At 38.9% G+C, this 20,606-nt stretch carries 19 protein-coding genes and 1 tRNA gene; 14 read left to right on the top strand and 6 right to left on the bottom strand.

Features of this window, described 5'->3' with window-relative positions; all coding sequences use genetic code 11:
• Position 1: 1 nt before the first annotated feature.
• Positions 2-817: a 2-oxoacid:ferredoxin oxidoreductase subunit beta gene (locus tag BUA11_RS04585; protein WP_072758872.1), complete on the bottom strand. Its 816-nt coding sequence runs from the start codon at positions 815-817 to the stop codon at positions 2-4.
• Positions 804-1,310: a deoxycytidylate deaminase gene (locus BUA11_RS04590; RefSeq protein ID WP_072758874.1), complete on the bottom strand. Its 507-nt coding sequence runs from the start codon at positions 1,308-1,310 to the stop codon at positions 804-806. The genes BUA11_RS04585 and BUA11_RS04590 overlap by 14 nt, the downstream gene beginning before the upstream one ends.
• A gap of 118 nt (positions 1,311-1,428) precedes the next feature.
• On the opposite strand from BUA11_RS04590, the gene BUA11_RS04595 reads away from it, so the two are divergent.
• Genes BUA11_RS04595 through ndk form a run of 4 tightly spaced genes read left to right on the top strand, consistent with a single transcriptional unit; the run spans position 1,429 to position 4,902 of the window.
• Positions 1,429-1,878, top strand: a complete 450-nt coding sequence (locus BUA11_RS04595) for a methylated-DNA--[protein]-cysteine S-methyltransferase (RefSeq protein WP_072758876.1) — start codon at positions 1,429-1,431, stop codon at positions 1,876-1,878.
• Positions 1,875-3,899, top strand: a complete 2,025-nt coding sequence (locus BUA11_RS04600; RefSeq protein ID WP_072758878.1) for a transglycosylase domain-containing protein — start codon at positions 1,875-1,877, stop codon at positions 3,897-3,899. Before BUA11_RS04595 ends, BUA11_RS04600 begins: the two co-directional genes overlap by 4 nt.
• Positions 3,900-3,943: 44 nt before the next feature.
• A complete protein-coding gene (locus tag BUA11_RS04605) occupies positions 3,944-4,477 on the top strand; it encodes a hypothetical protein (RefSeq protein WP_072758880.1) in 534 nt (177 codons plus the stop codon).
• Positions 4,459-4,902, top strand: a complete 444-nt coding sequence (ndk, locus tag BUA11_RS04610; RefSeq protein ID WP_072758882.1) for a nucleoside-diphosphate kinase — start codon at positions 4,459-4,461, stop codon at positions 4,900-4,902. Before BUA11_RS04605 ends, ndk begins: the two co-directional genes overlap by 19 nt.
• Before the next feature lie 66 nt (positions 4,903-4,968).
• Here ndk and BUA11_RS04615 read toward each other — a convergent pair whose 3' ends face one another.
• On the bottom strand, positions 4,969-6,582 hold the full coding sequence (locus BUA11_RS04615; protein WP_072758884.1) for a Na+/H+ antiporter NhaC family protein: 1,614 nt from the start codon (positions 6,580-6,582) through the stop codon (positions 4,969-4,971).
• A gap of 342 nt (positions 6,583-6,924) precedes the next feature.
• On the opposite strand from BUA11_RS04615, the gene BUA11_RS04620 reads away from it, so the two are divergent.
• Together BUA11_RS04620 and BUA11_RS04625 are read left to right on the top strand one after the other, a co-directional pair.
• Positions 6,925-7,404 carry a ferritin-like domain-containing protein gene (locus BUA11_RS04620; RefSeq protein WP_064011468.1) on the top strand — a complete coding sequence of 160 codons (480 nt, stop codon included), beginning with the start codon at positions 6,925-6,927 and terminating at the stop codon, positions 7,402-7,404.
• Between the two features lie 70 nt (positions 7,405-7,474).
• Positions 7,475-8,509, top strand: a complete 1,035-nt coding sequence (locus tag BUA11_RS04625) for a CapA family protein (RefSeq protein WP_072758896.1) — start codon at positions 7,475-7,477, stop codon at positions 8,507-8,509.
• On the opposite strand, the gene BUA11_RS04630 is transcribed toward BUA11_RS04625, so the two are convergent.
• Positions 8,506-10,197 carry an HD domain-containing phosphohydrolase gene (locus BUA11_RS04630; RefSeq protein ID WP_072758898.1) on the bottom strand — a complete coding sequence of 564 codons (1,692 nt, stop codon included), beginning with the start codon at positions 10,195-10,197 and terminating at the stop codon, positions 8,506-8,508. The genes BUA11_RS04625 and BUA11_RS04630 overlap by 4 nt on opposite strands.
• 135 nt (positions 10,198-10,332) lie before the next feature.
• Positions 10,333-10,408 (bottom strand) — tRNA-Asn (locus BUA11_RS04635).
• Positions 10,409-10,650: 242 nt separating this feature from the next.
• On the opposite strand from BUA11_RS04635, the gene BUA11_RS04640 reads away from it, so the two are divergent.
• On the top strand, positions 10,651-10,854 hold the full coding sequence (locus tag BUA11_RS04640) for an FmdB family zinc ribbon protein (RefSeq protein ID WP_072758900.1): 204 nt from the start codon (positions 10,651-10,653) through the stop codon (positions 10,852-10,854).
• A 64-nt stretch (positions 10,855-10,918) separates the two neighbouring features.
• Here BUA11_RS04640 and BUA11_RS04645 read toward each other — a convergent pair whose 3' ends face one another.
• Positions 10,919-11,119 carry a cold shock domain-containing protein gene (locus BUA11_RS04645; protein WP_072758902.1) on the bottom strand — a complete coding sequence of 67 codons (201 nt, stop codon included), beginning with the start codon at positions 11,117-11,119 and terminating at the stop codon, positions 10,919-10,921.
• A gap of 239 nt (positions 11,120-11,358) precedes the next feature.
• On the opposite strand from BUA11_RS04645, the gene BUA11_RS04650 reads away from it, so the two are divergent.
• The 7 genes from BUA11_RS04650 (at position 11,359) to flhB (ending at position 20,548) form a co-directional block, all read left to right on the top strand.
• The gene (locus tag BUA11_RS04650; protein WP_084634361.1) at positions 11,359-13,254 is read left to right on the top strand and encodes a putative glycoside hydrolase; all 1,896 of its coding nucleotides are present in this window, start codon (positions 11,359-11,361) and stop codon (positions 13,252-13,254) included.
• Positions 13,255-13,350: 96 nt separating this feature from the next.
• Positions 13,351-13,599, top strand: coding sequence for a S4 domain-containing protein (locus tag BUA11_RS04655; RefSeq protein WP_072758904.1), 249 nt, complete (start codon positions 13,351-13,353; stop codon positions 13,597-13,599).
• The gene (locus BUA11_RS04660; protein ID WP_072758906.1) at positions 13,583-15,913 is read left to right on the top strand and encodes a diguanylate cyclase domain-containing protein; all 2,331 of its coding nucleotides are present in this window, start codon (positions 13,583-13,585) and stop codon (positions 15,911-15,913) included. Before BUA11_RS04655 ends, BUA11_RS04660 begins: the two co-directional genes overlap by 17 nt.
• Positions 15,914-15,960: 47 nt before the next feature.
• Positions 15,961-17,742, top strand: coding sequence for an ABC transporter ATP-binding protein (locus BUA11_RS04665; RefSeq protein WP_072759179.1), 1,782 nt, complete (start codon positions 15,961-15,963; stop codon positions 17,740-17,742).
• Between the two features lie 14 nt (positions 17,743-17,756).
• Positions 17,757-18,662 (top strand): LipS2 family lipoyl synthase, encoded by a 906-nt coding sequence (gene lipS2 / locus BUA11_RS04670; RefSeq protein WP_072758908.1) that lies wholly within the window; start codon positions 17,757-17,759, stop codon positions 18,660-18,662.
• A gap of 30 nt (positions 18,663-18,692) precedes the next feature.
• A complete protein-coding gene (locus BUA11_RS04675) occupies positions 18,693-19,469 on the top strand; it encodes a flagellar biosynthetic protein FliR (protein ID WP_072758910.1) in 777 nt (258 codons plus the stop codon).
• Entirely contained in the window at positions 19,400-20,548 is a 1,149-nt protein-coding gene (flhB, locus tag BUA11_RS04680; protein WP_072758911.1) for a flagellar biosynthesis protein FlhB, read from the top strand. The genes BUA11_RS04675 and flhB overlap by 70 nt, the downstream gene beginning before the upstream one ends.
• Positions 20,549-20,606: the final 58 nt, after the last annotated feature.

Consider the following 20,606-nt stretch of genomic DNA (forward strand, 5'->3'; position numbering starts at 1 on the left):
TTCATTCCCCCTTACTGTAAGTAAGTCTGTATCGAGTATAGAAATCTTGCTTCAAATCGTCTTTTCGGAATACACCAACAACTATCTTTCCTTTTAATTCATCCTCAGTCATTTTTTCAGCTTTTTCCTTCATAATCGTATTCTCTTTGAAGAAATCCATCATCTGCCATGGTTCTCTCAGACCGTTGTACCTTCCGTAGTAAGTATGGCAGTTCGACATGACTTCAACAACAGCAGTGCCTTTGTGTAGTAATGCTTCCTTGATGTATTTAACAGTAAGTGCGTAATGGTAAACAGTTGATCTTGCAACGTAAGTGGCTCCCGCTGAAAGAGCCAATTTAACAACATCGAATTGTTCTTCTACATTTCCAAAAGGCATAGTGCCCGCTACTTTGCCGCCAGGTGTTGTTGGAGAATGCTGGCCACCCGTCATACCGTAAATCATGTTGTTGTATATTATTATGGTAAGATTTATATTTCTCCTACAAGCATGTATAAAGTGGTTACCACCTATAGCCGTTATGTCGCCATCTCCACCCATAACGACGACCTTGAAATCAGGTCTTGTTAAGGCTACTCCAGTTGCGAACGCAATTGCACGACCGTGGAGTGTGTGCATTGTATTGAAATCTAAGTACCCCGTCGATCTCGAAGAACAACCTATTCCTGAAACAACAGCTGTTTGATCAGGATTCAGACCAGATTGATCATAAGCATCTATAAAGCTTTTCAAGATGATGCCATTGCCACAGCCTGGACACCATACAGTGGGCCATCTGTCCTCTCTTAAATACTGTGTTAATTTATCTCTCTTCACTATCCTCACCTCCAATTAACTCCACTTTGCACATTTGAAAGAAAAAATCGGTAAGTGGATCTGGATATCCTTCAATATATACAACTCGCTTTATTCCAGCATTAACTATAAGTCTTGCACAAACTGAGCAAGGCTTGTGCGTGACATAAATAGTTGCACCATCCGTCGATATACCAAATTTCGCGGCCTGCATCAACGCATTCTGTTCAGCGTGTAAGCCGTAGCAAATTTCTTGATTCTTCCCAGACGGAATATTCAAGTCATCTCTGATGCATCCAATCTCGTCGCAGTGCGGGAATCCAGAAGGAGGTTGGTTGTATCCAGTAGCCAGAATTCGCTTATCTTTTACTATAAGTGCACCGACTTTTCTGTGTACGCAAGTTGACCTTTCAGCTATCATCTTAGAAAGCCTTTTGAAATAGCTATCCCAACTTTCCCTTTCACCTTTTGCCGTTTTTATGGTAACATTTCTTAGGTATTCATTTATGTCCATTTCTTCACCCCTTGCTTAATTTTCCGAGCTTCATCACACTATTGATATTTCTGATTATATTCTAAACTAATAAAATAAAGATAGCAATATCAATTATATGAAAAGGAGTGATTTAATTATGCAAAAGTTTGATTTATCTATCGTAAGCTGTGAAATTGGTAGTGTTTTAATATTTACTAAGAATGGCATATGTGAAAAAATCGAACTTTCTAACGACTTATACGCACCTTCTGGTGAGAATATATTCACTGCCCAGATTTCAGAATATCTCTCTGGTAAGAGAAGAGAGTTTGATTTTCCTGTTCGTTATTCTTCCGGTCCTGTCTTTGAAAAGATTTGGGAGAGTTTGAAAGAAAATGTACCGTATGGTAAAATAATCACGTACGGTGAACTTGCAAAGATTTGTAACGCAAATCCAAGAGTTGTTGGCTATGCAATGGCCATGAATCGTTTACCCTTGTACATTCCATGCCACAGGGTTGTAGGTAAGAACTCCTTAGGAGGATTTAATGGAAAGAATGGGCTGAAATGGAAAGAATATTTACTTCGTTTGGAGGGATCAATTTGAAAAAGTTTCTTCTAATTCTTTTCTTGTTGTTCTTCACACTCTCATTTATCTTTCCGATGATGCTTTATAAATGGTACACAAGTAGGATTGAACCACCGCAAAATAAAGTACCAGCAAGTCTTGTTGTTGAATACTCCGATGGGACCCCTCTTTACACTCCAAAGACAGTGTGGATCGATTTTGAAGACATACCGAATCTTGTTAAGGATAGTATCGTAGCCTCCGAAGATAAGAGGTTTTATCAGCACAGTGGCGTTGACTTGATTGGAATCGCCAGATCATTTTTTGTCATACTGACCACGGACAGCATTCAAGGCGGTAGCACAATCACTCAACAACTTGCAAGAACCCTCTATTTAACAACTGAAAGAACGTGGAAACGAAAGATAAAGGAAGCATTAATAGCACTATGGTTAGAACAGAACTATTCAAAGAATGAGATTTTGGAACTGTATATAAACTTTGTTTATCTCGGAAATGGTGTATATGGTTTCCCAGCAGCCGCAAAATATTACTTCAATAAAACTTTGGAACAGTTGAAACCCGTCGAAGTAGCGATGTTAACTGCAACTTTACGCTCACCGGAACATGCGAATCCTCTTGAAGAATTAAACGCTGACTTCACCAAAACTGTCCTTCGCAAAATGATGAATGAAGGTGTTATAACAAACGCTGAATATGAAAATGCTTTAGAGACACTTTCGTCGGAACATGCCAGAAATGTCAACATTGCCGGCAATATGTTCGACCAAGACCTTTTCTGGATGGTAGTTGTGGAACTTAAAGAGCTTGGTTTTGAGCTCGGGGATCTAAGAAATGGCTTCAGGGTCAGAACAACGATAGATAAGAACATGCAAACGTTGCTAAACAAAAACATAGACAAGACAAAAATGGCTGGACTAATAATTGAACACACAACAGGTAGAATTAGGGCAGCATACGGACTTGGGATCACAAGTGGCAGAAGACAAGTCGGTTCCGTAATTAAGCCGATGTACTATTACTTGGCATTCATGGGCGGATGGAATAAGAACGACATTTTGGAAGATAAACCAATTACTATAGGAACGTGGTCCCCTCAGAATTTCGATAAGGAATTCTGGCAGGAAGTTACGCTCGAAAATGCTCTTATCTACTCGCGTAACGTTCCTTCCGTAAATCTTTTCATGGCGCTGGGTCAAAGCAAAGTAAAGAACTTTCTAAAAAATACGTTGATGGTTGACGGCTATTATCCAAACGACGCAACATTAGCACTTGGAACATTGGAAACATCTCTTGTTGATGTTGCGAAGGGATTTGAGCCTATATTTAACGGTGGAATTGTCATAAGGCCAAGGATCATTGAATACGTTAAAGATAGAAATGGAGTAATTTATTATTCCTATAAGCCTGAAATTCTAAATGTAGTTAAGCCTCCAAAAGATTTTGAAGCAAGAACTCCAGTTGAAGCTTCTGTTCTTACGATGCAGCTTATGGAAAAGGTCGTTACTATGGGAACTGGTAAGTCTGCAAACATACCCGGTAGAAAGATATACGGTAAGACTGGAACAGCTGAAAAGAATGCTTGGTTCGTTGGTGGCGATGGAAAATATTTATTCTTGCTAGTAAAAGACGGAAAAGACCTGACTGGTGGACGAGATGTCGCACCTGTTTGGCGCGAAATTGCAAAGAACACGGAAATTGGCTATATTCCGATATCTTTACCAGTTAGCAAAAAGATGCCTTCAACAGAAAAGAAGCAAGTTGAGGAGGAGACAGTGCTTCAACCTTTAAGTCCTGTGGATGAAGAAAGTATAAGTATCCCCGACGAGTCTATATCCCAAACTACCGAAAAAGCAGATACCGAAGAGGATATATTTAACAGGGTTAGATCAAAGTCAATAACTTCTGATGAATTACTTAACGTTTTAAAGACTATGGATTCAGACAAGCAAAGAGAAGTGCTGTCAAGAATAAACGAAATTGATCCGGACTTAGCATCACAAGTTTATACTAAATTATTGGGCGGTGGAGAGTTCTAAAAGTATAGAAATAAAATCGTACTGGATAATGGGGAGGAAAATCAATGAAATTTTTCTACAACCTCGAAAAGGTGGAAAATTACGAATATGTAGTTGTGAAAGTTCAAGAAGGTGAACATTCGGGTATCGGAGCCATACTTCCAGTGAGGCGAAACGGAGAAAATTACAAGATTTTTATGGGAGTGATAGAAGAGTATAGAACAATTGTTGAAAAGTCAAAAGCCGAGGATGTTTTCATCATACCAAAAGTACTTGAAAAGCACTTCCCTAAACACCCGAAGGTTACTTTTGCAATTCAGGCCGCGTTTTTAGAGCTGTTCAGTAAAAAATACAAAATCGAAATGGAGAAAATGCTCGGTGGTTTGCAATCTCCCAAAAATGAGATTTGTGGAGAGTTATTATATCCAGAATACTACGGCGATATATTCTATGTTAGATACATTCCAGAAATAGAAGCACACATAAACCACACTTTTGTCCTCGTAAAATATCCACACAACGAGATGGATCATATCCTGAGTGCACTTTCAACGAACTATAAGAACTTGGAGGTGATCTCTTGGAAAGAACTTTTGTGATACTTAAACCGAACGCAGTAAGAAGAGGATTAATAGGCGAGATATTGAAGAGATTTGAACAGCGCGGAATAAAAATAGTCGGTCTGAAATTTTTATGGATGACGAAGGAACAATGTGAAAAGCTTTACGAACCTCACCTTGGAAAACCGTTTTACAATGAACTCGTTGAATTTATGATGGGCGGTCCAGTTGTAGCAATTGTTCTCGAAGCTCCAAGGGTTATAGAGATGGTGCGCCACATTGTAGGTGCGACTGACCCTCTAAAAGCTGAAGCTGGAACGATCAGGGGCGAATTCGCTCTAACAGTGACGAAAAACCTCATTCATGCAAGCGATTCTTTAGAAAATGCTCAAAGAGAAATGTCAATATTCTTCACTGAAGATGAAATCATTAACTACAATCTTGATATACAAGAAGATATTTAAAGACTTAAGCCTAATAAAAAACCTGGGGACAGTTCACTATCCCCAGGTTTTGTTTTTTGTTGGATTTTATGCTTCTTTCGGATTAAAAGCTCTGGCTACAATCTCATAACCAACGAAGAAAACAATAAGTGCAGAAATGAGCCCCGCGATAGGACTATCGAATAGACCTGCTACGAGGTATCCAATTGCTGAAACGATCATAGCGAAAACAGCATACGGAATTTGAGTTGCTACGTGTTCAAGGTGTGGACAAGAAGCACCTGTTGAAGAAAGGATTGTAGTATCAGAAATAGGCGAACAGTGATCACCAAATATAGCTCCTCCTATCGCTGCTCCAACTGCTACAAGCGTACTGTTTAATAAATCAGCGCCAGTTTTTTCAGCGAGAGCAACCGCTATTGGGAATGTGATCGGTATCATTATCGAGAACGTGCCCCAGCTCGTTCCCGTTGCAAAAGAGATTGCCGCTGCAATCAAGAATACTACGACTGGAAGAGCCCAGAGTGGAAAACCACCCGTTGTCACAACATGGGCTAAGAACTTAGAAAGTCCAAGTCCGCCATCCTCTGGTGAACTCTTAATGACTGTACCTATTGTCCAAGCCAAAGTAAGTATTACAAGTGCTGGAACCATAGATTTTATACCGTTTATTATCGCTTCGCCAACTTTTTGAATTGTCAGAAGACCTCTAACAATGAAATATATTGAGGAGAAGACCAACGTGAAAATTGATGCATAGAAGAGCGCCTTTGAAGCATCGGTATTGTTGAATGCATCCTTTAAAGTCATCGATTTCACAGCTTCTGAAAAATTGTGGACGGTTTCGCCATCAATTGCTCCAAGGTAAGTTGTTATCGGGAAGAAAACAACCGCTAAGCCAACAAGAACTAATATGGGGAGGACCATGTCGATGGCTTTTGCTCTTTCTTTTACTACAACGCCTTCTTTTATCTCGCCTGTCGGCTGTCCAAATTTTTCATCGTACAAACCAATACCATTCAACGCACGCATCTCACTCTTTGCCATTGGTCCGAAGTCTTTTCTTAATGTAGTTTGAAGAACTGTAAGGATTGCCAGAATCGCATATAAGTTTATAGGAATAAGCATAATGAAGAAAGTAAACTCGCTGACTCCCAATTTTGAAAATCCGTCTGAACCCTTGATTATGCTCATAATTGTAACAACCCAGCTCGATATAGGAGCAAGAACACTAACTGGAGCTGCCGTTGAGTCAAGTATGTAAGCCAACTTTGCACGAGAAATCTTTTGCTCGTCCGTGACTGGTCTCATCACTGTACCGATTGTTAAAGAGTTAAAGTAGTCATCAATGAATATGAAGATACCAAAGAGCCAGGTTATTATGAGTGTCCCTTTCCTGCTCTTAACCTTTGATGCCATCCACTTTCCAAAAGCGTGAGCAGCACCAGTAGCTTGCATCAAACCAACAAAAGCACCGAGCAGAGCGCAGAAAAGCACTATTCTGATGTTCCAAGAATCGTTCAAAGAGTTTGCTATACCGTCCGTTGTTCCAATGAGTGCTGCAAGAGGATTCCAGTTGTTGACGATAAGGTATCCCACAAAAACGCCTGTAAAGAGTGAAAAAACAACCTCCTTAGTTAAGAGTGCGAGAATAACAGTAAGTACAGGTGGTAACAAACTTAACCAACCATAATGCTCCATCCTCATCCCCTCCCTTTTTGGTGTTCTCAATACGGAAACTTGTAAAGGTCATTGTTATTATATCAAATCGTTCATTTATGTTATGGCCCCCATTTTCTGACTATTTCAGTCAATTATTACCAATAAAGTAGAATTGTCTTGCCAATTCTTGTGTGCACTTAGTTTTTTGATTTACACTTGATTTCGGATTAGAGTTCCAATATGGTATAATTTCAAGTGAATTGTCCCATAATACCGCCTGCTGGGGATGGGGAAGCGTATAAGGCGGATAAGAAATACCCCAGCCTAAACTGCACTTTATTAATTTTGGTGTTTGCGTGCAGTTTAGAATGAGGTGAGCTTATGACAGGAAAGGAACTATTACAAATAGCGGTTAAAATCGAAGGGTCCGGATATTCATACTATTCAAAGCTTGCTGACAAGGCACAAGGTCAATTGAAAGAGTTCTTCAAAGAACTCGCTAATCAAGAAAGAGAACATGCTCATCGTTTTGAAGAAATCATGAAGAAATACGCCGATGAACCAACGATGGCAACGTGGCAAAATGAAGAAGTCGGCGGCTATGCTGAAACATACGCAAAAGCATTCATTTTCCCGGAAATTGAAGAGGAGAAAATGCCAGAGACTCTTATTGGAGCACTCAGAAAAGCTATAGAAGTTGAAAAAGATTCAATAATTTACTATAATGAGATCAAATTACTCGTTCCAGACACAAAAGCTGTTGAAGAGATAATCAAAGAAGAAAAGGAACACCTCAGAAAATTATCCGAAAAACTGCAGAGTGAAGATTTATCAACTTACAGCGAGGGAAGCATGATTTAATGTTGCTAAGCACTAATAATCAAAACCCGGTTCTGCACCGGGTTTTGAATTTTTCTATTGAGAGGAACCTATGGATAGACGTTTCTTAACTTGTGTCTTTTTTATATTCTTTATCACTATCTCTCTATTCGGGATGGAGATAACGTTATCTTTTGTTGGTGACATCATGTTCCATAAACCGATAATAGATTCTGCCCTTTCCAACGGGAAATACGACTTCAAAAACATCTTTAAATATGTGAAGACGTACATAGAAAAGACTGACCTGGCATTTTGCAACCTCGAAACCACATTAGGAGGAAAGCCATACACAGGATATCCAAGATTCTCCTCCCCGGACGAAGTTTTAGATGCTATAAAATATGCAGGTTTTGATGTCGTTAATGTCGCTAACAACCACATGCTCGATAGAGGTGCAAGCGGGCTTATTAGAACGATAAAGAAAGTTTCTGAGAGCGGATTAACATGCGTCGGAGCTCGGTTAAATCCACTTGAGAAGGAATATACAATTGTAGACGTCAAAGACATCAAAGTTTCTTTTGCATCCTTCACATATTCAACCAACGGCATACAACTGGACAAGGAACGTGCATATATGTTTACATACATATCCAAGGATGTAATAATGAACATAGTACAAAGTATGAGGAAAGAATCCGACATAGTGATAGTTTATCTCCACTACGGGAATGAATATCAAACAACACCAACAAAAGAACAAAGAGAATTAGCTCATTTAGCTTTGAAAAGCGGTGCTGATTTGGTCATAGCAAGTCATCCGCATGTATTGCAAGAAATAGAACTAGTTAAAGACGGACTAAAAACAAAACTAATTGCTTATTCACTCGGAAATTTCCTTTCAAACATGACAGATCCAGGTACAGATGAGGGTGTTATTCTAAACATAACGTACCATAAAGTAAAAGGAGTCACTCAAGTGACTCCCGTCTTAACGCTCGTTCAGAAATACTACGACAATGAGAAACTTCTATTCAGAATAATTCCCGTTAACGATTTTATAAAAAAACCGGACAAATTTATCAATTCACAAACTTTGGAAAAACTTTATGATGTCTCGAAAAAGAATCTTATGTCTGAAGACTAATCTTTAAGCATTTCATACACGCTTCTAATTTCTTCCAGGCAATTCGTAAAAGCATTTACAACCGCTGGGTCGAAGTGCCTACCTTTTTCTTTCACAATCATATCGACCGCCACATCGAAAGGAATAGATTCCTTATAAGGTCGCCTTGTTGTGAGTGCGTCGAATACATCGGCAATTGCAAGTATTCGACCTTCTATGCTTATCTCTTCACCACGTTTCCCATTCGGATAGCCCTTGCCATCCCAACGTTCGTGATGATCTTGAACTATGTTCCTCATACTATTTATTGTCTCCGCGTCAATTATACCATTTGTGTTCTCAGCCAACCTGTCTATTATATGCATTCCAATACCCACATGTGTCTGCATTATCTTCCATTCATCTGAATCAAGTCTACCTGGCTTCAACAAGATACTATCTGGAATTCCAACCTTACCTATATCATGTAAAGGGGCAAAATCGTACAGGATTCTTATCAGTTTAGGTGGCAAATTCATGTTGCTTGCTATCAATTTAGTGTATAGAGACACTCTCTTAATGTGATTGCCAGTTTCATTATCTTTGAATTCCACTAAGTCTGTTAAACTATGAGCAAACTCCGATAATGCTTTCTGCAAGTTGAGGGTGTAGTAAAGCCTATGTGAAAGTATGTCCGAAACGCTGAAAAATAGCTTAGCATCATCTTCTGTAAAATTATTAGGTCTACTGGACGTCAGGAAAAAGAATCCAAAAGGTACAGTGTTAATGCTTGCGAGGACTGTAAGGTTAGATTTAAATCCTTCTTCCAGAAGCAATTTCATAGACTTCGATTTGGTATAACTATAGAATTCCTCAAAATCATTTATGATTCTCCAATTAGTTCTCTCGGTTATCATTTTTCCAAGAGATGTTTCTGAGAACTTCTGAGAAAAACCTGGTCCGAGCTTTATCTGAATTCGCTTGTCAGTAAAATACGCCGTTTCAGCTACTATCTTTGATTCTTCGTGGTCTATAAGTGCTACAGAGAATCTTTCGGAATCAAAATATCTGCACAGCGCACTACCTGTTTCGCTAATAAAATCTTCAATACTCGCGGTCATTGGCACGTGCTTCAGACTTTCTAATATATCGTGAACCAGATTTATTTTATACACCGCTCTCTGGATATCCTCATCCTCCGAATACCTCACTACATTCGCTTCATTGAGCTTTGCCACGTATATATTGTCCGCAAGCTCGTTGAACCTTTCTTTAGAATCCTTTATATAGCATTTCACTAATTTATAGTTTCGATGAGAGAAAAGCATTCCAATTGAGAGTCCAAATACGATGAATATCATTGAAAAAGTCAGTATTTTGTATGATTCCTTGAAATCATTCTCCTCTGATTTTCGTACGAATTCAGCAAATTTGCAAATTTCGGTCAGTATCTCATTGTTCTTATAAACATCAAGCAATTCTTCATAAGAACGATAATCAAATCCATATTCTTTCATGTACGGGAGAATACTGTTAAACTCTCGCCTGCCAGCAATGACGTCATTGATCACTCGAAACGTTTCCCTGTTTTTCATGTAGGAATTCATATGTAGCCATTCGTGAATAAGTGAAGTTATAGCTATTATAGCTATAATGACCACAAATGTAATAAAAACAAATCTATTTCTCTTGATTATTCTCATCAGGCTTTTTTGCTTATTTTCTCTCATTCAACTCACCCACTTAAAAGGGAAATAATTCTCTTTTTTTATTATAGCACACTTTTTCAAGAACAGTTCATTGAGTTTTAGAATACAACCATTAAAACAAAAAAGCGGAGCCTTTCGACTCCGCTTTCTCTTTGTTGGCTCCGGCGGAGGGACTCGAACCCCCAGCCTAGTGGTTAACAGCCACCCGCTCTACCGGTTGAGCTACGCCGGAACTCACACATATCGTTATCTATTATATCACATTTCCGTTTAGTGTCAAGAACCTTTTCTTAAATTTCTTTATTTAAGCTTTTCTTCGTTTTCCTTTCCTTTGCGCTAAAAATCATAACCTAACTTCTTCATTTTGTCAAGATAGATTTAAAGAATTTAACACTCTGAATCTTGAATTATCAGCCAGTTTGATTATAATAAATAATAGAAATACTTATAAGATATCGAAACGGGGGTGAAACTATGCCAATGTACAGGTACGTTTGTGAGAATTGCGGAAGCGAAGAAGTTCATCTGCATGGTGTAAACGATTCACCAGTTATAGAATGTGGGAAATGTGGTGCACGGATGAATCGTACAATTGGGCGTGTAGGTATAGTATTCAAAGGAAGCGGTTATTACATAACAGACAATAAGAAAAGCACAGCCGAGACAAAGAGCGAATAATCGATAATTTGAAAGAAAAAAATAAAGCCCCCATAATCGGGGGCTGATTTTTATCCTCTTTAGCTTACTTAACGAGTTTTACGTTAGCTGCCTGAGGACCCTTGGCGCCATTCTGAACTTCGAATTCGACTTTGTCGCCTTCCTTGAGTGTCTTGAAACCTTCAACCTGAATAGCACTGTAGTGAACGAAGATGTCTTCTCCGTCTTCTTTTGTGATGAATCCGTAGCCTTTCTTTGCATCAAACCACTTAACTGTTCCTTTCATGTTACAACGCCTCCTAAAATCTGATTTACTCACCGCCGTTCCATTTTTCAGCGGTTGATTCATTATACACCTATAAATTTAAAAAGTCAATAGTTTTTATGAAATAAATAAATTCTCTCATCAAATATCAATAAGGCACTGTGTTTTGAACAGAACTTCTTCTATTATTAGCTATTAATGATATAATTATACGTGCAGTATATCAAACACATACACTGAGGAGGTAGGGCAAGTAGCATATGAAGCAAAAGAAAAACGACTATAAGAAGGTAAACAAGGTCTACAAACTGAGCCAAAGCGGGAAACTCTTGATTGACAGAATTAGAAAGACAAGGCTAAGAGTTACTATCCTCGCTGTTATTGTTTTCTTCATCGCATTGATCGGCGTATTTCAGTTGATGTTTTCTGAAAACTGGACTCTCAAGAATAGCAACAAATTGAACTCTGGAATGACATCGGTTGTTGACGAGTCGACAGAAACAGTATCTTCAACGGTGCACGATACAGAAAATTTAGAATCTGAGGAGACTATCGAATCTTCACCAACATCAAACTCAGCTCTGGAAATCGGCACAAAAGGCGGACAGTTAACAAATGAAGAAAGTACTATCTTGATACCGCCTTCAAATAATAGCGAAAAAACAGAAAGAAGAGACGAAGTTACGGTGGGCGATGCCGCAAAAGATTCTGAGGAAGATTCTAAGAACGACAAAACCAAGGAATCTATAGCCGAATCTAATAAACAAGAGACCATTGCTGACCCAGAACTAATAAAATTGGAAGAAAATCAAAAAAGCGAGGAACACTCAATCGACCAACAAATAGATAAATTGAATTCAATTAGCAATTCTAAATCAAGTAGTCAAAAATATAGTTTTGTTGTAGCATTCGGAGTGAGCGTTTTCGATAATCCAAAATCACTAAACGTTATCGACCAGCTCAGATACGCCACTTACGTAACAAAAATCGATGAGACCGTTGAAAACAGCGTCAGTTATTCAAAGATTTCTTACAAAACAGGTAAGGGCACAGTAGAGGGCTGGGTCAGGAGTCAATTCTTGAGCGATTCACTGAAACCTATTACTGGTGAAGAGTACAAAGAACTTTCCTTTGAACCTGTCAAGAAAATCAGTGGGCGAATTTCTAATGTGAGAGGTATATATTTAACAAGGTCATCTGTCAGTAACCGTGAAAAGATTGCTAAATGGGTCTCTTTTGCAAAGTCAACAAATTTAAACGCCTTCGTGATAGATGTAAAAGATGATGAGGGCTTTATGCTATTCAAAACAAATGCCGCCGCAAAGTTCGTACCGAGTGCTAACGACAAGGCGTACTACACGAAAGATGAATTTAAAGCCATAGCTAAGGAATTAAAAGAAAAGGGCTTCTACTTGATAGCAAGGATAGTCTGTTTTAAAGATCCATCTTATGCAAGAGCGCATATGGATAGAGCAATTGTATACAAGGACACAGGAGCTCCTTACATGGGTGTTTACAAAGTACCTTGGGCATCCGCATATGACAGGCAATTGTGGGAATATAATGTCGAGGTTGCAAAAGAAGCAGCGGAAGTTGGTTTTGACGAAATTCAATATGATTACGTTCGCTTTCCAGAGATTCGAAAAGAAGAGCGCAACAAGTTAGACTTGAGAAAACCTGGAAACGAAACGTTTGCCGAAGCGATTCAGAAGTTCCTCATATATTCAAAGAAAGAACTTGATGAATACAACATCCCGTTGGCCGCCGATATATTTGGATTGGTGTCAACAGCGGTTGACGATGTAGGAATAGGGCAGTATTGGGAAGCTGTTACAAATGTCGTTGATTATGTCTGTCCAATGGTTTATCCAAGTCACTATGCAAACGGTTCGTTTGGCTTAAGCGTTCCAGATGCATACCCTTACGAAACTATTTACAGAGCACTTTCAGATGGCATTAGAAGGAACAATCATATACCTACACCTGCAAGAATAAGACCGTGGTTGCAATCATTCACGGCAACTTGGGTGAGGGGTCACATAGTTTACGACGAGAATGCCATAAGAAAGCAGATTAAGGCAGCAAAAGATTTGGGAATAAACGAATATATGCTTTGGAATGCGTCAAATAATTACAAAAACATGTGGTATGAATGATTTTGCAAAGCTAATTTCTAAAAATTCGTATAGCGAACTATTAGATTTTGTGATAAAATTTTCTTAGCTATCACAATATCGATGAAGGTGGTTTAGATGAGGCTCGATAAGTTTTTAAAGGTAAACAGAATTATCAAAAGGCGAACAGTTGCGCAAGATGTCGCAAAGGCAGGACTGGTAAGAAAGGATGGCAGGGTTTTGAAACCTGCATATGAAGTTAAGCCTGGAGACGTACTTGAGATTAGTTATGGCCGTCGTACTGTTGTGATAAAAGTGACAGATGATTTGAAATATGAAGTATTAGAAGAAATTATCAGGGGTGAAGACGATGAGGAGCTTGATTGAAAATCATGTGGATGATTTTTTAGAAATTTTGACATATGAAAAAAGGTTTTGGAAAGATTTTTGGGAGAACCTGCCGTTCAAGCCTATAACGGAAAACTATGCAAGTTCCTTCTCGAACTTTTTTGAAAGATTATTGAATATCTCAAGGAACGAACTAACAGAGTTTTCTCATGATTACGAAACGAAAAAAGAGTCTTTGAAAGAAGAGCTATCAATTAGAATAAGGCAACACGCTCGAGATTTGGAACTATCCAAAGAAGATTTTGTCGTGTATTTAATCGCAGGTCTTGGAGAGAAAGACTGGATTGTTGTCGATGGTAAGAAGGAAAAAGTAATCGTATTCGACGTGTTTTCTCTGTGGAGAAAGGGTAAGTTCGACAATTTACCGGATGCAGTCTATCAAGCAGCTGTGCACTTCAGACACGGAGAAAATGAAGGGAATTATTACGATAAGTCCGAGATTTTCAGCTATTTGAAAGATGAAATTTCGCGTTTAAATGGAACAGATATTTTACAGAAAGTCTGTGAACTCCTTGACAGGAACGTTCCTTACTACAACTGGACAGGTTTTTACCTTATGGACGAGGAAGGGATGCTTGTTCTTGGACCATACGTAGGCGAACCAACAGAACACGTTAGAATCGCTGTCGGAAAAGGTATCTGTGGCCAAGCTGCTGAGACAAAACTCACATTCGTTGTTCAGGACGTAACACAAGAGACAAATTACCTCTCTTGTAGCCCACATGTTAAGAGCGAGATAGTCGTTCCAATATTCAGAAACGACGGTTCAGTCTTTGGAGAAATAGACATAGATAGCCACTACAAAGCGCCATTTGATGAAAGAGACAGAGAATTCTTAGAATGGATTGCACAACAGCTTAGGGTTAAAGTAGTGCATTTTCAAGAGTTCAACAGAAGAATCAAAATAGCGTATCTTGATAGTTATGTGTCGTATTTATTGAGTGAAATCGTAAAGTACGAAATTCCAATGTCCGTGGATCTTTTCATATATTACGAACCAGAAAAAGTTCCAGAGAATCTGTACAAATTCTGGAGGATAGCTCGTAAACTTCCAAACGCATATGTAGGTAAGGTAGTCGTTGTAGACAGCGTTGAAGATCAAAAAGTTGTAATCACATCCACTCACGGCGAGTACACACTTACGTATGAAGCCCTGAATCTTTCAGCATCTGACATAGTTTACAAAATGATTAGAGAAACTACACCTTACATTTCAAAAACGCTCTTCGAAATACACCAAAATGCTACAAGATTCGCGCAGAGTTTTGTGAACACCAGTTTGATAACAGAGTATGTCCTTAAACCAGAGAGCGACATCAATAAAACGTTCTACGCATTCTTAACAGGTATCACTGCGGGCTACTCCGGTTCGTTTAACAGGGCCATGTTCTTCTATCATCGGAATGGAAATTTTGTCTTTCAAAAAGCAATAGGTCCTCGGACACTTGAAGAAGCTCAAGAATTGTGGGAAGCAATTGAAGATGTGGAATTAAATATGACTGACTTTCTCGAAACAGTTTCAAAGGATTTTAAATCTGAAATAGAAATGCTTTACAAAGCAAAAGCCATTCCTGCAAAAATCTTGAACGAGTTCCTCGATGGTGAACCTCATATAGTCAACAGAAACATATTGCCAACAGTTGCTGACGATTTTGACATCACAAATGAGTTTGCTATCATGGCTTTGAAAAGCGGTGATAGTATTGTTGGCCTCTTGCTCGCTGACAATAACTTTGACCAGAAGAGTATAACAGATTATCAATTGAGCGTTTTGCAAAATCTCGGAAATTTGATGGTTTTGGTCATCGAAAACAGGAGATTTTTAGAAACCCTTAAAGAGCGAGCGGAAATCGATGCTCTGACAGAACTTAAAAGCAGAAGGGCTTTTGAGGAATTCATCAGCAACATACATCCGAACCAAAGCTTCTCAATAGTTTTCTTAGATCTCAATAAGTTCAAAGTCATAAACGATACCCAAGGACACGAAAAAGGCGATGAAATTTTGCGAGTTTGGGGTAAATGCGTGAACAATAGTATTAGAAAAGATGATATTGCTTTCCGATATGGAGGCGACGAAGTGGTACTTATCTTAAACACGCTGGAAAAATCAGATATTGAAAAGGTAGTCCACAGAATAGAAGAGTGTTTTAGGAACTCTACAAGTCTTACGTTCTCTTCTGGAGTTAGTTTCTATCCAAGTGAGGGAGATATCCAACATGTTCTTAGATTAGCTGACGAGCGCTGTTACAGGTCAAAGCTTTTTGGAAAAATAGAATTTCCAAGCCAAAAGTAGATTCTCAGCACCGAAAATTAGTTAAAGAGGTGTTAAAATTGGAAAAGATGAGCAAAGAAGAAACCAGTAAGGTCCGTAAGAAGAGCGTTTTCTTTAGATTGTTAAAATACTCCTTTCCCTATATTCACTTACTAATACTCGCGATAGCTATTGTATTGGTCCTGACTTATCTCACACTCATGCCACCACAGATTGTCAGGAAAGCGATAAACACATACATACTTTCCGAAAGTATCTCTCAAAGTGAGCGCTTTTCCGGTATAGCTCATCAATCACTTCTCTTTTTGTTAGTCTCGGGTGGTATATTTTTGTTCGAATACCTAAGTATTTTGGTTACAACTTACATCGGTGGTAGGGTCATATACGATGTCAGACGTCAATTGTATGATCACGTTCTGAAACTTCCGATGTCTTTCTTTGATAGGCACCCAAGTGGTCAGATAACAACAAGAATAACAAGCGATACGCAGAATATTCAGGAGTTCTTCACTTCAGTTATTACAAGCATTGTCAACGATGTGTTCTTGCTTTCAGGTGTTATTATAATGATGTGGCGTATAAGTTCGAGATTATTCTTGGATATAGTTTACATATTCCCTATCATTGTTGTTGCAATGATAGTTTTTAGATATTTCGACATACGTGCGTATAGAGCTGTGAGAACGGGAATTGCGAAGATTAACGCTTACATAGCTGAAAATCTCGCAGGTATGCCAGTGACTAAGCTCTTCAATGCAGAAGACTTCAAAAGAAAAGAATTCGACCAGATAAACAAGGAACTTTACAAAGCGCGGATGAACCAGCTTTACGTGTTTGGTATCTTCAGACCGCTTATTAACTTCCTGTACTATTTGACGTTGTCGCTGATTATCTGGTTCGGTTCAAAATACATACTTGGAAAGATTCTTAATTTCGGCGACTTGTATGCATTCGTTGCTTATATAGATACATTCATGAGACCTATAGAAGACCTCTCTGAAAAGTATGATATCATCCAGAACACGCTTGCAAGTGGTGAGAAGATTTTTGCACTTTTGGATGAGCCTCAAGAAGACCAAGGAAATGGTTCTGGAAAGCAGAATGTAGAGAACGGTTTCATAGACTTTGAGAATGTTTGGTTCAGTTATGATAATAAGAGATGGATTTTACAGGATGTGAACTTATCTTTCAGACCTGGCGAGTTGGTAGCTATCGTCGGCGAGACTGGAGCCGGGAAAACGACAATAATGAATCTGATAAACGGGATGTACCGCCCACAACAAGGAAAGATACTGATCGACGGTTTTCCACTTGAAGATTACAATATACACACGCTGAGAAGGCAGGTTTCAGCTGTTCCTCAGGATGTCGTGCTTTTCAGCGGAACACTACTTGATAACATAAGGCTTTTCCATGAAGAGATAAGCGAAGAAGAGGTACTTGAAGCTTTGCAAAAGGTTAGGGCGCTTGATATAATAAAGCGATTACCAAAAGGGATATACACGGAAATCGTTGAAAGGGGAAAAGGTATCTCAGCAGGCGAAAGACAACTCATCGCACTTGCAAGGTCCGTCCTCTTCGGTGCGAAGATTTTCATACTCGATGAGGCAACAAGTAACATAGATGTCGAGACAGAACATAAGATACAAGAAGCGGTAAGAGAACTATCAAAGGACAACACAGTAATTATGATTGCGCACAGGTTATCAACGGTCGTAGAAGCAGACAGGATAGTCGTTGTTGCGGATGGCAAGATAGCAGAAGAAGGAAGGCATTCTGATTTGTTAAAACGAAAAGGCGCATATTACAAACTTTACGAAATCCAGTTCTCTAAAGAAGAGATTGCGTAAGGAGACTATACAGAATGATTTTGAGAGCCTCATATTGGACTTGGAAAGTGTTAAGTGGTGAGAAGATTCCCGATGAAATGCCAACTGCATATTTGATGCTCGATGGAAAGTGCATGTACAATTGTTTATACTGTACCCATGCAAGTCTATCATCGAGCGATAACTCATACCTCTCAAGGGTCGTGTGGAAAGTAATTAGCTTAGAAGACCTACGTGACATCAATAAGAAATTCAAAAGGATATGCGTTCAAACGGTGAATTACAAAGGCTATAAAGAAGATATTCTGAGTTTGGTTAAACACATAAGAAGTCAGGAAAACGGAAACGGTATACTCGTATCGGTATCAACACGAGTCAAGGATTTCAACGAAATAGACGAAATTCTAAACAGCGGTGTTGACCAATTGGGTGTTGCGATAGATGTTGTTTCTGAGGAACACCATAAAGAATACCGTTCTTGGCCTCTTTCGTATACTCTTTCTTTAATAGAATACGGCGCAAGAAAATATAATGGCAGGATAACAACTCACATCATTGTTGGACTTGGAGAAAATGACAAGGAACTGAACGAAATGTTCATCAGAATGAAAGAACTTGGCGTTGAAGTGGCATTATTTGCATTTACACCAGTTAGAGGTACCGCACTTGAAAATCTAAATCCACCTTCCATAGAAAGATACAGAAAAATTCAACTTCTGCGTTATCTGATATTTGAAAATTCTGATATTCCAGATGTTGAATTCGATGAAAAGGGATATATCAAAACATTGAATTACCATGGTAAAGATACTTCAAAAGCATTTTTGACATCTGGCTGTACTCACTGCACCAGACCATATTATAATGATAGTCCAAGAAATTCGGTTCTGTACAATTATCACAGCGAAAAATATCTCGAACAAAAGGTTTTTGACACTTAAGACCCCATTTGTTGAAAGGTGTTGAAATTTGTGGTCAACACTTGGTATGTTTTATTAGAGCGCTATGCGTTAAGTTATGCTCTGATACTCTCAAGACTGACAGGGCTGATGGTCATTGCACCATTTTTCGCTGGTTTCTCTCTTCCTCTTGAAATAATGGTCATACTTCTAATTGCTCTCGGTTACCTAACCCTTATGAACATCCCAATTCTGACAACTATAAACTTGCCACTGCCAACGATTGTTGGATCAGTGGCTTATAATTTTTTCATAGGTTTCATAATAGGACTGATAGCTTACACGATAGTAAGTTCCGTATATGTTGGAAGCGAAATATTCGGTATACAGTCAGGTTTCAACGTCAGCGGTTCGTTAGACCCAACCGTTGAGGAATCACCGATAACAAGTGAGTTCATATATCTTATCTCCATCTACATATTTGTCTCGCTTAAGGGGCATCTTGTGCTTTATGAAGCCCTCGTCAACTCATTTCAAAAGTTTCCGATACTCATTACCGACATACCGTTTAAAGAAATAAATAATCTATATTATAAAGTATTTATCGACACTTTCCTATTTTCACTACAAATAGCCCTCCCGCTGATAGGCTTGATGTTTCTTATCAACGTGTTGTTTGGTATACTTTCAAGGCTTGTGCCACAGATGAATGTCTTCATGGTTGCAATGCCAGCTTCCACGATGATTATGTTTCTTTTGATGGTGGTGATGATACCCGTATGGGTAGAGTTGATATCAAAGATGGTTTACAAAATGGAACCATATATAGCTCAGCTTCTTTCAAGATAAATCTCCAACTCTTTGCAGACCCAGATAAAACGGAAAAAGCAACCCCCAGAAAAAGACAAAAGGCGAGAGAAGAAGGTCAAGTCCCAATTTCCAGAGAGTTCATATCTGGACTTGGCTTCTTGTTCGTGTCGATAATTTTCCTTTTCGTTGGAAAAGCACTGCTATCTTCACTCATCGATGGTACAATTGCAACTTTTGAAATATCGGATTCAGACCTTAGGACTTTCGAAGATTTTCTACTGTACTCGGTTAAATCATTTACTCCAGCGTTTACTGCACTCGCACTGCTTATCTTTGCTGCTGCCATTTTTTCGGTCGTTATAGGGCTTTTACAGACGCGGTTCCTCTTCACACTGAAAACCATGAAATTCGACTTCAACAGACTAAATCCTATAAGTGGCTTAAAAAGAATGTTTTCTTTAAGGTCGCTTTTCGAACTTGCAAAAGCTATAGCGAAACTGCTCATCGTTGGATTTGTCGGATACAGCGTTCTAAAGGGAAACTTCGATAAAATTCTGCTTACCGTAGATTCGGACATCAACGATGGTGTTCTAATAATATGGGGTACGTTTACTGAGTTAATCATAAAATGCGCAATTGCATTGATAATAGTATCACTTGGTGATTACTTCTTTTCGAGATACGAGTACGAACAGAATATCAAAATGACTAAGCAAGAAGTAAAGGAAGAGTTCAAAGAGATTGAAGGTAACCCAGAAGTGAAAAGACGTCAACGCCAAATCATGATGCAGTATGCTATGCACAGAATGATGCAGGAAGTACCAGAAGCAAGTGTAGTGATAACGAACCCAACGCACTTCGCCTGCGCCCTGCGATACGATCCAGAGAAGGACTTCGCACCGGTGCTCGTTGCAAAAGGCGTGGACAAAGTCGCTCAGAGAATCATGCAAATCGCAAGAGAAAACGATGTTCCGATAGTTAGAAATCCCAAGCTGGCAAGAGAAATATACTACAACACTGAATTGGGAGAATCGGTACCAGAAAGGCTATACAAAGCCGTTGCAGAAGTTCTTGCTTATGTATACGCCTTGAGGGAAAAAAGAGAAACCTTGGGATAATTTTTGATTTTTTTATTTTGATGATATAATATCTTTGACTTTGCTTAGCTTTTTTGTT

It is taken from the genome of Fervidobacterium gondwanense DSM 13020 (genome assembly GCF_900143265.1).
In the GTDB taxonomy this organism is placed as follows: domain Bacteria; phylum Thermotogota; class Thermotogae; order Thermotogales; family Fervidobacteriaceae; genus Fervidobacterium; species Fervidobacterium gondwanense.

What these genes read in the sequence shown, in the direction of transcription:
- BUA11_RS04590 (WP_072758874.1), bottom strand. Translation starts at nt 1,310, where the DNA reads ATGGACATAAATGAATACCTAAGAAATGTTACCATAAAAACGGCAAAA.
- BUA11_RS04660 (WP_072758906.1), top strand. Translation starts at nt 13,583, where the DNA reads ATGAGGAGCTTGATTGAAAATCATGTGGATGATTTTTTAGAAATTTTG.
- BUA11_RS04645 (WP_072758902.1), bottom strand. Translation starts at nt 11,119, where the DNA reads ATGAAAGGAACAGTTAAGTGGTTTGATGCAAAGAAAGGCTACGGATTC.
- BUA11_RS04655 (WP_072758904.1), top strand. Translation starts at nt 13,351, where the DNA reads ATGAGGCTCGATAAGTTTTTAAAGGTAAACAGAATTATCAAAAGGCGA.
- BUA11_RS04625 (WP_072758896.1), top strand. Translation starts at nt 7,475, where the DNA reads ATGGATAGACGTTTCTTAACTTGTGTCTTTTTTATATTCTTTATCACT.
- BUA11_RS04595 (WP_072758876.1), top strand. Translation starts at nt 1,429, where the DNA reads ATGCAAAAGTTTGATTTATCTATCGTAAGCTGTGAAATTGGTAGTGTT.
- lipS2 (WP_072758908.1), top strand. Translation starts at nt 17,757, where the DNA reads ATGATTTTGAGAGCCTCATATTGGACTTGGAAAGTGTTAAGTGGTGAG.
- BUA11_RS04605 (WP_072758880.1), top strand. Translation starts at nt 3,944, where the DNA reads ATGAAATTTTTCTACAACCTCGAAAAGGTGGAAAATTACGAATATGTA.
- BUA11_RS04630 (WP_072758898.1), bottom strand. Translation starts at nt 10,197, where the DNA reads ATGAGAGAAAATAAGCAAAAAAGCCTGATGAGAATAATCAAGAGAAAT.
- BUA11_RS04665 (WP_072759179.1), top strand. Translation starts at nt 15,961, where the DNA reads ATGAGCAAAGAAGAAACCAGTAAGGTCCGTAAGAAGAGCGTTTTCTTT.
- BUA11_RS04620 (WP_064011468.1), top strand. Translation starts at nt 6,925, where the DNA reads ATGACAGGAAAGGAACTATTACAAATAGCGGTTAAAATCGAAGGGTCC.
- BUA11_RS04615 (WP_072758884.1), bottom strand. Translation starts at nt 6,582, where the DNA reads ATGGAGCATTATGGTTGGTTAAGTTTGTTACCACCTGTACTTACTGTT.
- BUA11_RS04650 (WP_084634361.1), top strand. Translation starts at nt 11,359, where the DNA reads ATGAAGCAAAAGAAAAACGACTATAAGAAGGTAAACAAGGTCTACAAA.
- BUA11_RS04640 (WP_072758900.1), top strand. Translation starts at nt 10,651, where the DNA reads ATGCCAATGTACAGGTACGTTTGTGAGAATTGCGGAAGCGAAGAAGTT.
- flhB (WP_072758911.1), top strand. Translation starts at nt 19,400, where the DNA reads ATGGGTAGAGTTGATATCAAAGATGGTTTACAAAATGGAACCATATAT.